Annotated in this window: 17 protein-coding genes and 1 pseudogene; 9 read left to right on the top strand and 9 right to left on the bottom strand. The window is 44.5% G+C overall.

The annotated features are described in order from the left end of the window. Positions 1-81: 81 nt before the first annotated feature. The 3 genes from ACHZBS_RS06490 (at position 82) to ACHZBS_RS06480 (ending at position 1270) form a co-directional block, all read left to right on the top strand. Complete coding sequence (locus ACHZBS_RS06490) at positions 82-414, top strand: hypothetical protein (RefSeq protein WP_319405709.1); 333 nt, start codon at positions 82-84, stop codon at positions 412-414. Positions 415-690: 276 nt separating this feature from the next. Continuing rightward, a complete protein-coding gene (locus tag ACHZBS_RS06485; protein ID WP_319405708.1) occupies positions 691-978 on the top strand; it encodes an integration host factor subunit alpha in 288 nt (95 codons plus the stop codon). 34 nt (positions 979-1012) lie between these two features. Next, the gene (locus ACHZBS_RS06480) at positions 1013-1270 is read left to right on the top strand and encodes a hypothetical protein (protein ID WP_319405707.1); all 258 of its coding nucleotides are present in this window, start codon (positions 1013-1015) and stop codon (positions 1268-1270) included. Positions 1271-1453: 183 nt separating this feature from the next. Here ACHZBS_RS06480 and ACHZBS_RS06475 read toward each other — a convergent pair. Further along, positions 1454-1822: pseudogene (locus ACHZBS_RS06475) on the bottom strand (DUF4372 domain-containing protein); the annotation flags it as partial. A 174-nt stretch (positions 1823-1996) separates the two neighbouring features. Here ACHZBS_RS06475 and ACHZBS_RS06470 point away from each other — a divergent pair. The 4 genes from ACHZBS_RS06470 (at position 1997) to ACHZBS_RS06455 (ending at position 3893) form a co-directional block, all read left to right on the top strand. Next, the gene (locus ACHZBS_RS06470; protein WP_319405706.1) at positions 1997-2419 is read left to right on the top strand and encodes a GIY-YIG nuclease family protein; all 423 of its coding nucleotides are present in this window, start codon (positions 1997-1999) and stop codon (positions 2417-2419) included. 93 nt (positions 2420-2512) lie between these two features. Beyond that, positions 2513-2920 carry a hypothetical protein gene (locus ACHZBS_RS06465; RefSeq protein WP_319405705.1) on the top strand — a complete coding sequence of 136 codons (408 nt, stop codon included), beginning with the start codon at positions 2513-2515 and terminating at the stop codon, positions 2918-2920. Between the two features lie 67 nt (positions 2921-2987). Beyond that, positions 2988-3290 (top strand): hypothetical protein, encoded by a 303-nt coding sequence (locus ACHZBS_RS06460; protein ID WP_319405704.1) that lies wholly within the window; start codon positions 2988-2990, stop codon positions 3288-3290. A gap of 84 nt (positions 3291-3374) precedes the next feature. Continuing rightward, positions 3375-3893 (top strand): hypothetical protein, encoded by a 519-nt coding sequence (locus ACHZBS_RS06455; RefSeq protein ID WP_319405703.1) that lies wholly within the window; start codon positions 3375-3377, stop codon positions 3891-3893. 192 nt (positions 3894-4085) lie between these two features. Here the strand turns inward: ACHZBS_RS06455 and ACHZBS_RS06450 are convergent, their stop codons facing one another. Together ACHZBS_RS06450 and ACHZBS_RS06445 are read right to left on the bottom strand one after the other, a co-directional pair. Beyond that, the gene (locus ACHZBS_RS06450) at positions 4086-4712 is read right to left on the bottom strand and encodes a hypothetical protein (RefSeq protein WP_319405702.1); all 627 of its coding nucleotides are present in this window, start codon (positions 4710-4712) and stop codon (positions 4086-4088) included. Between the two features lie 18 nt (positions 4713-4730). Then, entirely contained in the window at positions 4731-5468 is a 738-nt protein-coding gene (locus ACHZBS_RS06445) for a hypothetical protein (RefSeq protein ID WP_319405701.1), read from the bottom strand. Positions 5469-5643: 175 nt separating this feature from the next. On the opposite strand from ACHZBS_RS06445, the gene ACHZBS_RS06440 reads away from it, so the two are divergent. Further along, positions 5644-5961 carry a helix-turn-helix transcriptional regulator gene (locus tag ACHZBS_RS06440; protein ID WP_319405700.1) on the top strand — a complete coding sequence of 106 codons (318 nt, stop codon included), beginning with the start codon at positions 5644-5646 and terminating at the stop codon, positions 5959-5961. Positions 5962-6750: 789 nt separating this feature from the next. On the opposite strand, the gene ACHZBS_RS06435 is transcribed toward ACHZBS_RS06440, so the two are convergent. From ACHZBS_RS06435 to ACHZBS_RS06410, 6 genes are all read right to left on the bottom strand, one after another. After that, positions 6751-7575 carry an SOS response-associated peptidase gene (locus ACHZBS_RS06435; protein WP_319405699.1) on the bottom strand — a complete coding sequence of 275 codons (825 nt, stop codon included), beginning with the start codon at positions 7573-7575 and terminating at the stop codon, positions 6751-6753. Position 7576: 1 nt separating this feature from the next. Further along, positions 7577-7861, bottom strand: a complete 285-nt coding sequence (locus ACHZBS_RS06430) for an integration host factor subunit alpha (RefSeq protein ID WP_319405698.1) — start codon at positions 7859-7861, stop codon at positions 7577-7579. A gap of 744 nt (positions 7862-8605) precedes the next feature. After that, complete coding sequence (locus ACHZBS_RS06425; RefSeq protein WP_319405697.1) at positions 8606-10540, bottom strand: ATP-dependent helicase; 1935 nt, start codon at positions 10538-10540, stop codon at positions 8606-8608. Positions 10541-10611: 71 nt separating this feature from the next. Further along, on the bottom strand, positions 10612-11520 hold the full coding sequence (locus ACHZBS_RS06420; RefSeq protein ID WP_319405696.1) for a hypothetical protein: 909 nt from the start codon (positions 11518-11520) through the stop codon (positions 10612-10614). A gap of 534 nt (positions 11521-12054) precedes the next feature. Further along, entirely contained in the window at positions 12055-13146 is a 1092-nt protein-coding gene (locus tag ACHZBS_RS06415; protein WP_319405695.1) for a hypothetical protein, read from the bottom strand. Between the two features lie 14 nt (positions 13147-13160). Then, positions 13161-14027: a ParB/RepB/Spo0J family partition protein gene (locus tag ACHZBS_RS06410; RefSeq protein WP_319405694.1), complete on the bottom strand. Its 867-nt coding sequence runs from the start codon at positions 14025-14027 to the stop codon at positions 13161-13163. Positions 14028-14487: 460 nt separating this feature from the next. Between ACHZBS_RS06410 and ACHZBS_RS06405 the strand changes: the two genes are divergently transcribed. Beyond that, on the top strand, positions 14488-14994 hold the full coding sequence (locus ACHZBS_RS06405; RefSeq protein WP_319405693.1) for an ATP-binding protein: 507 nt from the start codon (positions 14488-14490) through the stop codon (positions 14992-14994). Positions 14995-15120 lie beyond the last annotated feature (126 nt).

Below are 15120 nucleotides of genomic sequence, written 5' to 3'. Positions count from 1 at the left end.
TTTCTTGATTTTTATTCTGATATGCCGATGATGGGATAAACTTATTTACCTAATCTTTTACCTCCGGAAAGGAACTTATTGATGCCAGCGAAAAAAAAAGTTGATTACGCCAAACTGATTAAATTGGTCGAGAGCGGAACACCTCAGTCCGAAATTATGAAAGCGTTTAAATTTAGCACGGCGACCCAGTTTAAGACCCACTATCTCAGCGCGTTGATAGAAACTGGCAAGGCTCCAGAAATCAAGACAGGCAGAACTTCATCGAAAACATCGCCTGCAAATGAAGTCTTTATCAGCAAACGAGGAAGTGTAATCCTATCTAAAGGATTGATCGAAAGTATGGGATTAGCTGAGGGTGATAAGTTTGCCGTTAGAAAGACCAAAGCGGGCATATCGCTTAAAAAAATCGCCTGATTATTCTGCTTGATATTTGATTTGACGACATGGAAAAAGACTGACTATCATTTGTCTGTTTTTTTGATATAAAATGGCATCGATTCAGTATTTTAGACTTGTCGCTTTTGCTATGGCCATGGTAAAAATGGCCAACGCGGAACAGGTCGGTTAACATTTCCAACTATTCCGCTGGGGATCGGGCGGACCTCCGTTGAACAGAACAATGAGCGACCCATAACCCCAACGCCCGATCCCCTTTCTTTTTAATATCTGCATAATCGGAGTCCGATATTTATGGCGCTGACTAAACAATCAATCGTAGCACAAATCCAAGCGCAAATGGGATTTCCCAAAGCCCAGTCAATCGAGGTGGTCGAAACGCTGCTTGAGATTGTCAAATCTTCTCTTGGTTCCGGTGATGATGTTTTGGTTTCCGGATTCGGAAAATTTTGCGTCAAGGATAAAAAGGCACGAAAAGGAAGAAATCCGGCTACGGGTGAAGATGCTATCCTACCGGCAAGGCGTGTGGTGACGTTCAAGTGTTCCGGTCGGTTGAGGCAGAAAATTAACGGCCGAGAATGATTTATGAATTTTAACACCAAAGGAGGGAAAACCGATGCTTGATTTAACAATTTCAGTTACTGACGTTGAGGATGCAATAACTTTAGAAAAGTTGGACATAGTAAACGCATATTTTGAAATAGTAGAAAATTGGGTCAAGAATGGTGGAAAGGTCATTTTTCAACAGAAATTTGTCAATGCCGCTCCAATGAAAATAGCAGAATTTTCAACGAATGAAGATGTCAAAAACTGGAAAAAACGGGTTACTGAAGTGATTTCTAAGGTAAAAAAAATTAAGAATACAGTGTTGTAGCTTTTATGAGCGCGTTGGCGCATTAGTTTAAGCAATTGTCAAAACGGATCATGATCCAGCTTTCGGTAATTGTGATAGAGAATCGATAGAGATTGAATCGAAAACAGTTTAAAGGCTTCCGGTAGTTCCACTGCCGTGAGCCTTTTTATGTATAAAGTGCCAACCAAATATGTAACGTCTTGGCGTTTCTTTCAGTTCAAGGCCGAAATCATCATCGACATATAGCCGGCGCGCCTCATGGATCAGGACTTGAGCAAAGTCGCTGTAAATACGCCAGTCCCTGTTTTCATTTGCATCGGCCAACGTGCTGCGCGAGACTTTGCCTCTTATTCCAATATGGTAAAGCTTCTCGCGCATGGCCCTCAAACAGCATTCGATATCACGAAGGCTTTCACGGTAGGCCAGTTGAGCAAAAGCCATGCACAAAAATTGATCGTAACATGTAAAAGAGCGAGTACGGAGATTGCCGTTATACATGTTGACACACTGACGAAATTTCTTCTTTGGCAGGAAATCGATTACTTGAGAAAAAATTGTTTGTCCCTGATTCATGATAACGCTCCTTTCGCGACTTTCCTGCCAAAAAACCACGAAACGGAGCTAACGGCAAATTCAAATCGATCCCTTTTAATTTTGTTAATATTTAATGTTTTTTCAATAGCCTAAGTCATGTTTGAAAATTTTTAACCGGACAGCAGTGAGATCAACTAATAAAGGAGGGATAAGATGGCAGCTCAAACCTACACGATCGCATTCGACGGGTACTGGCGCGAACCAAACAAATCTGGTGTTTCTGTTGAGTCTGGAATTTATTGCGTGTATGCATGTACTCACAATACACAGGCAAACACCGTCTCTTTGCGAATGCTGATCTACATCGGCGAATCTGACAATGTACGCTCACGCATCTCAAACCATGAAAAGCAACGGGACTGGGAGAGGCATCTCAAAGCCGGCGAACAACTCTGTTACAGCTTTGGGGCTGTTGTTGCCACTTCTCGAGTTCGTTGTGAGGCGACAATGATCTATCAGCACAAGCCACCCGCGAATACTGAATACGTGAACGAGTTCCCGTTTGACCAGACAACGATGAGTCTCTCTGGAAAAACAGTACTCTTGAATACCTCCTTCACCGTTTATCGCACATGAGTCCAACCATGCTCTTGCAGCGGATCGCAATAAGTCGAGCCCGCTGAAGAGCCTCGTTATGTATCCCATATAGCCAACAAATGGAGTATCGATATGATCAGCCCAGATCAATTCCGTGTAAATGAAGCATGGATAGCGGTCAGAATTAATGAGGAGTTTCTCTTAGTCCAGGATGAACCTTACGATATTTATGTTCTTGTGGATGCAGCAAGCTGCTACGTATTGGGGCATGTCTTATCACGTGAAGTGGATGAAGCTCCTAAAGAAAAGGACGTCAAAGATTTATTTCAAGCTGCATTCCAGGCGAAGAACCAATGGGCCGAAATTTTAATCTTAACTGGAAACTCTCCATCAGATATTGTCTTTAGAAAGCAAGCTGAACAAGAAGGCCTATCAATAAAAATAGTTTATTCGTCAGATTTAGAGCCAATTTTAGGACCTCTGAAAGAATCCTTTGCTTCAGACTTCATGAGAAGCTCTACATATCGGGATAGGGAGTAGGCTCGCAGCTACCCCCTCCCACACTACCGGACATACGGGTCACGTGTCCGGCGGTTCGGCTGATCAAATGAAAAAAATTGGAAACTCCTTTCAAAATACCGAAAGAACAAAGAAACATCTATTAAGGCTGTTCGGTTACACGCCATCCCAACTGGATCTATGGACACACTTTGGCAGGTGTTTCGAAAAGAGGCATCCAATAACTCACAATCTAGGGGTAGTGGATAAAAAATATTTAGAGCGCGCACAACAATTTGAACGAGAAGGACGGGAAGTTCGGATATCGAAAATAGAGGTGGCTGTTTTGCTTGAAGATATTTACTCTGCGATCTCTGACATCCATCATGCCTTGGCCGATGCGGAGGCGTAATTTGACCCCGAGCCTGGCGCTACAACTGATCATAAGGGCCTATCAACCCACGGTGCATGTGAATTTTTCGTTATGGAGTGCAATTTGAACTGGGAAATAATTGTAGGAATTTCGAGTGTTGTTATAGCTCTCTGCGCCCTTATTTTTTCGTTTTGGCAGGGTGTTCAATCCAGGAGGCACAACAGAATATCTTTCCGTCCACATCTGACCTCTTGGACTCATGATCGTCACACTCAAGGCTTTTATGCCGTTGAGCTTTTGAACAATGGTTTAGGGCCGGCGTTGATTAACAGGTTCACAATAAAGGTTGATGACAAAATTATATCGGGTGAGGGAACGGAACCGATAAAAAAGGCGCTACAAATTCTATTTCCAAATGATCAATATCCATATGATGCCAAGCACTCATATTTGGGAAGTCGATACTCTATGGGCGCTAAAGATCGATGTGTGGTAGTCGTATTACAGTTCAAAGGGGAAAAACTTCCCTCACCAGAGTTTGTAAAGCATGCAATCGATCGTGCGGACTTAGAGGTTAATTATGAATCTTTCTACGGTGAAAAATTCTTTTTCAATAGTGCCGATGAGAAGCCTAAGATATAAACGTAGCGGATACACAGATCCACCCCTGTCTGTCCAATCCAACATGTTTCGAAATCCTTAGGAATACGGTGCCCCAATTCGTTTGATTGTGGTCCAGATTACTCCAACCTGTTGATATCGATACTATTGGAAATCTTGTGATATCAATAAGTCAGAGCATCTCATACTTGGGAATGTTCTTTCCTGTTCAAATCAAGACAGGAGGCTAACTTTCGAATTTTCTATCTTGAAGCGTAAAATCCGTTGATCTATCTTTTTTGGGTCCAGTCCGGTTGTCATCAGAAGGTAGATGGGATCAATAATCATTTCCTTTAAGTCCTCAGGCGTGTTGAAAGCCGTCAAGGGAACCACAAAGGCACATTCTGTATCACTCCAGGATTTTTGCTGGGAGCGGTCCTCATCGTCGTCGTACCGTTGCCACAGACACCCGTCCTCCAACTCAAATCCCTCACTAACCGCCCTCTGGAGCAGGAATTCGTCAAGAGCCCAATCCCCGCCGGATGAAAACAGGACATAAATCAGAGGCTGTCGACCGACGATTTCGGCTTCTTCCGGGTCACACAGTTTAATCTGAATGGCCAAGTAGGCGCTGGGGTTCCTGGCGCCCTTTTTGTAGATACAGTAATTACGGATCAAGTCTCGATAAACCCATTCACTGGTATCATCAGCATTGTCATCCTTAAATTCGACCTTGCGAATTCCCTCCACCGTCTCCAGTTTTTGTTCCAACAGGGAGAACAGCTTTTCCAACATCGCTTCGATTTCTTCACCGGCCTTGTAAATGACTGCTGCAGCATTGAATAGGTTCTCTCCGTTCATTATACCTTCCTTTTTTGGTTAATTGTCCGGATTAGCTTTCCAGAAAACAGGAGCCGATGAGGGCGTTGATACCTTGTCTCCAATTAAGAACCAGGGCAAAGGATTCCAGAAAAGCTTTTTTTCGGGAGCGATGGATACCATTTCGTTGGCCAACCATTCGAACCCGGTAAAGGTCATCTGTCCCCGCCGCTGCAAAAACGCAATTACGCCGTCTGCCCAGAGATTCATGCCTGTTCCGAATTTTGGCCGATTGTAGCGCAGGATCTCAATCAGACTGCGCCATCCAACACAGATCAACCGTTCACGCCACAACTTCGTCGGAGAATCCGTCAATGACTGGATCAACTCCCGATTCCCACGTCCGGTGTCTTTCACCAGGTAGATGTGGAAAGTCGTCTTTTTTTCGGCATCGGACAAGGCTTCCCACTGGTTTACTAGTTCCTGCCTGCCGGATATGGCGGAATCCCATTTGATCTCGAACAACACCGTCAACATTGGTTTGGCATTATTAGTGAAGCGGACAACCATGTCGGGTTCGGTTCGTCCTTCATTCTCCAGGTTCGGCCAAAAGGACAGATCCACACCAGTCGGAGTTTCGGTGGGCCACATTTCCACCTTGAAGGGTAGCCATGCCTGAAACAGCGCCCAGACGTCTTCCGGGGGCATGTACGACAAGGGGCCGAGTATGCTGGAAGTGACTTCGTCCTCGCGTAGCTTGAAGTTTCGATCCTTCCGGTGCTTGGCGGCAAATAACATTTTCCCCTCTCATATTAATAGTTTTAGGTGACAGGCTCCATTTATCTGTCTATTTCAGCCCGTCACTCTACCAATTACGTCTATCAGGCTGAAAAATCAACCGTTTTTCTGTCCTTAGGATTGTTCCGATATTTCCCTGCTTTTGCGATCATCAGCAAAAAAAGGGAGAGGAATAGTGGAAACCAAACAATTGATCGGGGCAAGGATCAGGGAGCTGCGGAAAAATAGACATTTTACACAGGAACAGCTTGCCGAGAAGATGGGGATCAACCCGAAATACTTGAGCGGTATCGAACGTGGAAAGGAAAACCCGACGCTGGACACCTTTATCAAGGTTGCCGAGACCTTGGGAGTTAACATCGGAGAACTATTTTACCAGCTTGAGGTGGAAAACCCTAAAAAGAGGCTCCAGGCTATTTTAACACTCATCGAACAGGCACCTACCGAACAGCAGCGATCAGCACTAAAGGTACTATCAGCACTCTTCCACTAGAGCGAACCTCTTCCGAATGTAGCAATTCTTAGGTTAATACCCATGAATAGAAGCCACCTTCCCTTTGCCGACATTATAGAAATCCACATTTTCACCGGTTTACCACGATTTTTCCCATAAGATGAAGATTACGGGCCTCATATCCAGACACGAAATCATTTAATAATCCTAAAATTCACTATAGGCCGGGCAAAAATAAGGATATTTTTCACTATGGAAAAGCTTTGCAATATATTCAAAGCCGGTCAACTAAAAGGAAAGATTTAGCTTATGCCTGGCGGGGCCTGGATGAACCAAGGATTCTCGGTCGACAGAGATTAAGGTCTCTGGGAGAATCACCTTTGGCAGTTGTACCGTTGAATATGTGCCAGACCCGGCCCAATGATTACGCAATAGCCTCCGATTAGTAGCACCCACTCATAACGATTATGAGTCGATTCCGTACCTCGACCAGACGCATGCGTCACGGATACCGAAAATGCCCGGAAAGGGCTTCTGTGGGCAATTTACGGGTCCTGGCATTTGGAGCCGATTTAGGGATCTGAAAACCACCCAAATATGGCTAAAAAGCGGGGGATTTCGACCTCCTTATCTGCCAAATTTGTCAATTTTTGATGGATTTTCGTTCAATATATCCATTCAGAACAACCCGGGATGATTAAGCTAACCAGCCAATCCATAAACCCTGCAATTTGAGGAGGTGCCCTATGGTGACGTCCATTCATGACAAAGATATATACAGGTAACCTACCGTCTACAACGTAGATAAAAGCCTATATTATCAGCTGCCTACCAATCTGTCAGCTCCTTGCGAAAGATCAGCGTATCTGTAAAGCCCATTGATGACGGTTTGGTATTGGTATCTGCCGCGCCATTTGATCTGCAACCGCTTGATGCCTGGTCTGATTGTTCTATTGCATTAAGGCAAGAATGAACGAAAATTGATGCAACGTCATCAATGCTTGGCCGATTGTTGTTCACCGAGTTTACCGCCTTCGATACAGGGACCGCTTTGAGTTCCGTGTAAATCTGGTCCTGGATAATTTCTTGGAGCGATTCAGGGTTCTGATTGTTTGGATTGAGCCAGGCATTGAAAGCTGCCGGCTTCAAAATCACTGGCATCCGGTGATGGATCGCCACCATCGATTCACTGGCTTCCCGGGTCAGGATCGTGGCGGACCGATACGGAGTCTTTTCCTTGCCCTTATTGTCCCAGATTTCCCAAAGCCCGGCAAACGCGAAGGGCTCACCATTGGGCAGCGTGATAAACATCGGCTTTTTGTGTCCCGGCTCGCCAGCCCACTCATAAAAACCATCAGCGAGGATGAGGCACCGACGTTTCCTAAAGGCATTGCGAAAGCTGGGTTTCGTAGCGACGGTTTCAGATCGTGCATTGATCATTCGGCTGCCGATGGTGGTATCCTTGGCCCAGAAAGGCACCAGGCCCCAATTCAGCTTTTCCAAGTGGTTCTGGTCGTCGTGGCGAACGATGGCAAGGATTTCCTGGGTGGGAGCGACATTGAAATTTTCCGTTGATTCAACGTCGGCGACATCAATAGGAAAATGATTTCGTAGCTCTTCGAGTCGTCTGAATCCTACGAACCTGCCGCACATGTCAGCCCCCGTTCACCTTATCACGCAACTTCGCTGAACACTTGAACGTCACCACACGGCGAGCGGGCAAAATGGCAACCTCACCGGTTGCGGGATTCCGACCTTTACGTTCTGCTTTTTCCTTTACACAGAACTTACCGAAACCGGACACCAGCACATCGTCACCGGCTGCCAGGGTGGATTTGATCAGTTCAAGTAGAGCCTCGGCGATTTCGATGGACTGGTTCTTGGGGATGCCAAGCCCATCCCCGATTCGTTCGGCGATAGTCTGTTTGGTCAATGCCATGGTGTCTTGCTCCATGCTGGTAATGGTAAAAATAGCCGATGGAATTAAATCCAAGTTGGCAAAGATTTCATTTAGTGTCAAGGGGTTGGTGCGGGTTGACAATCAGGCATCCCCGAGTTCCATCCAAGCGTTCCAGTCATCCCGAATATTGGTTGCCCAGGACCGGAGATCACGCCGGAAATGGGTTTTCAGGCAATTTACGGGTCATGGCACTTGGAGCACATTTAGGGACCTGAAAACCACTTAATTACGGGTCTAAAGCAGTCGTTTTGGACGCAAATAATTGCCATTTTAACTTATTTTACAGGATCTTATCCGATTAGCAGGCCACTTTTCGAACCCCACAAGTAGATCAAAAATTCCACGATACAATTTAAGGTGGTACACTGCATTGAGGATGCTATTCGTTAACCCACAAGGAAATCTTCCTGGCTACGGACGAGGAAGCGGTTTCTTTCATGAACTGGCTCACGCTGCCCATGATCAAGTTAAAGGAGGGTTGCAAGGAAAGGGGGGGCACTTCAGGAGATCGTCGCCAAATTGGCCTCTCAGGCGCTTTTTCGCTTGGTTGGGAAACGGACCCGTTACCTCGAACGTGCGGCCTGGAACGCCGGCCGGAAACTATGGGCAAATTCAAACCCCATTCGCCGTGGGAATATAGGAGAAAATGATGCGCGTGATCTGTTGTCCGCCATCCATCCCCCAAGTCTGTTCACTTCAGGTAAACATTAAAGGCTTTCGCCTTTAATAACGAAATAGCGAATTGTTACGAGAAGCCTGGCTAAGAAAGGAAATCGGGTTTTGTACATTGGCATTTTTGCTCCACTTTGCTTTATCAACCGGAAATAATAAATACAACTTTTGCGTAGCTCTTGTTACGGCAACGTTCATGACCTGTAATTCGTTTTCCCGTCTTTTGGACCCTTTAAGTAGATGATATTTCCGATACAAATCGTTGCCACTTCCATAATAGAAAACAGTTCTAAATTCGCCTCCTTTTATGCCATGCACCGTTGACAAAGTGATATAGGAATCTGAATAAGGATGGCTATCTTCAACTGGATAGTACAATGGAAAGGAACGATCTTGATATTTGCGTATAATGTCAAATAAACCGCCATCTGAAGCCAATTTATAAAAAGTCGGTTTTATATGGTGTTCAACATATCGGTTCACTTTGGGCAACGTTCTTGCTATGTCAAAGATCCCTTCAAGCTTTTCCGTAGATGTCATATTGAATTCTTTAAGGTGACCTATGTCTGAACACAGCTTTTCTAATGATTGGGATGTTTTCAGTTTATCAGGAAATTCAATTTTCGTTAGATTCTGACCGTGAAGCAAAGATATAATATCGGCTGCTTTTTTTCTGCCGAGCCCTTTGACTTTAGGCAAAAGTTCATACCAAGCGTTTTCATCGACATTATCGGATTCAACTATTTTTATTAAAGCAAACACCACACGCACAAAAGGTCTATCACGCTTGCTTTTATCGCGGTATACCTTGAAAGGGATCTTGGCTCTCAACAGCTGTTGTCTCAACTCAAATGCATCTCCATGATGTCTATAGATTATCGCAATATCATCAAATGACATACCCCCGGCTGTGAGCTTTTTGATTTCGTCGATTACATACTGACGGTTATCCGTAGGATTCGGATTGAGTATTACCTTTGGCTTTTTGCCCTTCCTCTTGGCATTGTAATCCTTCTTAGTGGCATAATGACTTTGTGATATTAACCTCTTGCTAATTTTGCTAAGCCTTCGAGTGCTTCGCAAGTTTTCAGTCAAATAAAAAGCTTTATAATCGGGAAATCTTTCCATGAACTGGCGAAAGCGAGAAAATGATGCACCGTTCCATGAATATATGGTTTGGCCGTCATCACCGGTGCACAATAAGTGAGAGCTTGGTCCAACAAGTCTTCGGATTATCTTCCATTGCAGACCGGTGATATCCTGGAACTCATCAACAATAATCATAGGAAACAGTCGTCGGATGTTTTTTCGTGCACGTTTGTCAACTATAAGCTGATAGAATTGTTTAAGCATATCATCGAATGTAATAACGTTTTCATGCCTTTTCCGTTTAACCAACTCATTAATCACCTTGGCAATCAACTTTCCATTGGAGCGGTATTTAGGGTACCTCTTGTGAAGTACCTTTCGGAGATGCTCCTCCGACCGCCAGTTCAACCAGAACTTAAGCAAATGCCCTTTGACAACAACATCATCTTTCCACGCAGGCGCCATCTTTTCTAATACCTTCTCAAGCAATTTCAGGTTGTATTCGTTGCCAACGATTGAAAGTTTAGCTGAAGATGACAACTGACCGTATCGGATCAACATCGATAGGGAAAAGCTGTGAAGCGTACTAAATCGAATTCGATCCATAATGGCTTCAGTACTGAGGTTGACGCCAAGGCATTTACGGAATGATTGATCCCCTAACAGCTTCTCTGCTTTGCACTGGACGTTCTCCGCTGTGTAGTTAGTGAGGCTGACGACAAGCACCTTTGCATCCCGGCTGACCTGGGGGATACCACTATCAAGCAGTATATTCGCAAATTTGACGGCCTGGCAAACTACGACAACCGTCTTGCCCGTGCCCGGTCCTGCATTAACCAGTATTCTATTGGATTCGGATTGATAGACTGCCTCCTGCTCCGGTATGATCCTGAACATGATAGTACCTCCGGTTGTGGAATTTGATTAAAAAGACAAAGGGAACAACTGGAATCGATCAGGAAGGGTCTTCAAGCCCAGCGGAAATTAGCCAGTGCCTCGGCTACGTGCTTGGTGAATTGGGTATGTTCCATGAGGCAGTCCCTGTAAAAGTTCGATGGGGTTATTCCGAACAATTCCCAAGCAAGATCCCGCAAACGCCAAATGGGACGACGCCAGCTTTCGCCGGCCATATTCATTTTAAGCATAAATTTGGATGTTGGTATGTGAAATGAAAAGTACCTTGGCATCAACATCGACCAATCAAAGTTAGCAAGCTCATTTACCGTTGAAGGCAGGTCGAATAGTTGCGGCGGTTTCAACCGGCATTCAACCCGGACACGCCCTACCGGCACAACGATTCCTTTCTTCCTTCTTAATTGCCGGCTCTTATCGTAGACTATAAGCTGGTTGCTGGATCGAAAATGGCCAAAATATCTTGTACCTTTGTAACGCTTACAAAGCTTACAAGGCTTACGTTTGGTCCCTGGTTTGATCGATCTGACCACCTGGCGGAACAAATCTCTATTACCTTCATCGATAATGTCCACTGCAATATGAACAGCAGATACACGTAACTTGATGCCACACTCATCCAGAAAAAACCGCTCTATCGCCTTGACGTGCGAATATAGGACAGGATGCGGGAAACTGGGATAGAAGATTAGGTAAAGTGGAGAAGCAGCCCAGGATTTGCCCTTCTTTCGATTACAGATGATAAGGATGTTGCCAGTGTTTGGTTCCTTATATTTGATTACAGTAAGATACTTTGAGACACTTTTATGTTTCTTTTTTAATGACTTGTATCCTTTCCTTTTCTTGCCATTCTTGACGACGTAATTCGAAAATTCAAACAAGGGTAATTTGTTCATTGGATAGTAAATATCCGCACCTTTCCCGGATGATAGGATTAGCTTATCGTTGCTTGCTTCTGCGTACATGACATCCTCCTTGTTCGACATGGAATGTATGCATAATAACATGCCTTATTGTAAAACGATGTTTTTGAAATAAGACGTATCGGAGTGAAGATGTTTAGGAGATGAATGGAGTATCTTTTGATTTAATTACATATATATATTATTGTGTACTTATCCAGTACAGCCTTTGCATCTTTGTTAGATCTGATGCCCATCCATCGACTATTTTGATTTAATTGTTTTACTAAATAGTATGATTGAATCAAGGAAACCTAAAACGACTTCCCAAAAAAGTTAACTGCTGTATAACATACTGAAATAATAGTTGTTAATAATACCATGGTGTGATGGATTGCATTGCAAGACGGTATAACGACTTACGGTTTTTCTTTGAGCAAGCAAAAGGCATTCGAAATTTCAGTTTCACTTCAGACTTTGATACCACGATCCGGTGTAGCCATTAAGTATCGAGAAACGTTAATAGCTTGAATTTTCAGTTGATGATTTCCATCCTCTATACCAGTAATGTTTCGGATGGATGAAACCAATGAATCGCTATGAATACCAGATCCATTCAAAATGTTTCTCGACAAAGGGATACCCGTTAACCAATCCCAATTGTAAAACATTAAGCGCATCTATTAACATCTCATTGGTGCGTCTGAAATGGGGATGCTTTCTTACAAACAATTTCAGCTCTTCCAAGTCCTTTGATAGTTCAAGCATCTTGTTAGTGTATCGATTTATCGTCATTATATTGGATAGCGGAATAAGCTTATAGAAGTCCTGCCTTGGTAATTCTTTCTTGCCAGTGCCCAATTCATCGACCAAACCTTTTGGGAGTTCGGCCTGAAAAGAACCGAGACGTCTAATATCCTTTTGAGTCAAATCATCGGGGCTAATGTACTTTGGCGGAACCATGCGCGCGGTGTCCCACGTGCTGGAATCGAAAGTCACCCGGTGGAACATATTAAGGCTTGCCGCTACCGCACCGATGATTATGATCTCAGGTTTCGAGCTACCCAACATGTGAACGATTTGGACGCCTTTATGGTGGAGGAACATCAACGTGAAGGCAACCCTCAACAGATACTTCCAATTTGTGCGCTCTCTAACTGGAAAGCTGTATCCGTCGGGACACAACACAGACATTTCAGTATAATAATTATAAAGCTGTTCCTTCGTCGAAAATTGTAGCGGAATGAGTAAATCGGTATCAGGGCAAAGCCGTGAACGACATCCAAACATAATTTCGGCACATTTATATGATTTTGATAAGTTGGCGGTGTATTCTTCAATCGATCCATCGACGATAGGAAAGTCAAGAGTGAACCCGCATACAACATTAAGCTGACCATACATAGTACAAAGAGCGATAGGGTCTATGATTTGGAGCCCTTTAGATTGTCGGTTTCCTTCACCTGGTGCCACAACGACGGGATTCGTTTTTTTCCCTTTCATTAACCGGTCTTTTGCTAAATATATTTGATATCCTCCACTATCGCTGTAAATACATGGGGGGGCATTCAGTTCTTGCAGCATTGCTTTCGTAGGAGGAGAACGTACACCATTGATAAAGAAATGTTGGATGTACGGAAAAATCAACTTGTCCTTCCTGCTTAAAACAGGTGTAAATTTCAAGTCCATCTGTTCCTCCTCAATCAACCTAAGTCAAAATATTTAGCCAGGCAGGCAGCCATGGATATATGCAGGTGACTGAATCGATTCCAATGGTTTGAAATGTCAATTTCTGATAGCAAGTTGGAATTTTCTTTAGACGGCATGGCCTTCTTAAGATCATGCAGTGCTGTCTCAAGATCCTTGATCATTTTACAGATTTCCGCATGGGCTTTGGCAAAATCTTTAAGGGGAGAAGGAATTTCTGTGTCGTCGCTACCATTGTCATCATCATTATCAACTGATGTTTTCTTAGCGAAAGGTTTTGGCGGTAAATCTTCTTTAGTGGGAATTATTTTTATCGACACTGTTTTTTTCTGTTCTGTTGAGTTTGACTCACCTTTGCCGATGTTTTTGGTTTCCATAGTGCCGCCCGTCTTAGTCTTTCGACGGGAGGGTGACTTATAACCGTTATAAGTTGATTCAAGCCAACGACGTACTTTCAAAACAAATGGTTGCGAAACCTTACAGTGCTCAGCAATCGTCACATCGCTCTCTTGACGCCATTCCGGGTCCATCAACAGGTTTGTTACTGCCTTGCGTTTATCTTCGTTGGTTCGTCTTTTACCATGACATGCATTCGCTCCACTGGCGAACACCAAAGCATCTCGTTTATCACCATCGTGAACTATCGCATCGATTTCATCTCGACCAACCTTCTTGAAAGCTTCAATTCGGTGATAACCGTCAGCTGCATAGTAGTGCTTGCCATCATGAAACAGGTCCACAGGGGGAAAAACCGCGCCTGAGTTTAGATCTTCAACCAACTCGTTCACGTGATTTTCATCGATTTTTTCTCGCGGCATAACCTGTGGGTCACAAATTATGTTCTTAATAGATACGATTGCCATGAGGACACCTCCTCTAAATCAAAAGCATTGCTTGTGATTGATTTTTAGCAATCTGTGTTACGTGATTTAGATCGGTGTCCGTGTGGAAGGACTAAGGGGTGTTTGTCATCTTTGTCTGGGAGCTAAAAACCAGCGATTACCTAATGTCAGTTGTGCGCACTTTTGTTCAGAATCTAACTTGGCTTTATCACCCCCTTCTTTTAAAGGACCTTTGTGGCTTTCGATAGTTGGATAATATCGGATTCACTAAACCGTCTTTTGCCGCCTACTTTTTCCGGTTCCGGATAGATTCCACGTCGGAGACGGTATCTGAACGTATCTGCTCGTAATCCTAACACTTTACATACATCACGGGTTGTGTAATAAGGCTTAATCTGAAGCCCGAGGTCGTTGGTAAGTAACTCTGGTTCTTTGGAGTAGGGAGGACGTACGGGTATCTTCAGAAATATGGTGGGGTTAGATGAGTCTCTATAGTTCGAAACCACATCCGTGTGGTTATTTTGCCGACCCCCGCCATGCCTGCCGGTGCACGGCCCACCAGATCCATCGCTATCGCTCCAAAATTTCCGGGCCGCTGCTGGATCGCATTGACATCCATGTGGAGGTACCGGCCGTTCCTTACAAAGAGTTGAGGGTGGGTGTGCATGCCGAACCCTCCGATGCCATCCGGCTGCGGGTGGTGGCGGCGCGCCAGGTCCAGATCCAGCGGTTCAAACGTACAAAAATTTACAGCAACGCCCAGATGGCCAGCCGACATATCCGTGCCCACTGTCGCATCGGTGATGATGCCAGCCGCCTCTTGGAATCGGCCATCGACCGCCTGGGGCTGTCGGCCAGGGCCTACAACCGAATATTAAAGATTTCCCGGACGATTGCCGATCTGGACGCCATGGCCGACATCCAGATCTACCATATTACCGAGGCAATCCAATACCGGAGTCTGGATCGCAACCGGCATAATCTCTAATTCTTGACCCCATTGGGATAATGAGGCAATTATTAAAGCCGTCATTGGGATCAACCTTATTGTGGAGCTTCCACCATGCGGACCCGGGTACTGACATTGCTGTTGCTCTCTGTTTTTTTTCTTTGT

It is taken from the genome of uncultured Desulfosarcina sp., from assembly GCF_963664155.2.
Lineage (GTDB): Bacteria > Desulfobacterota > Desulfobacteria > Desulfobacterales > Desulfosarcinaceae > Desulfosarcina.
The sequence above is the reverse complement of the archived record's forward strand: the minus strand, read 5'-3'. Positions and strand labels throughout refer to the sequence as shown.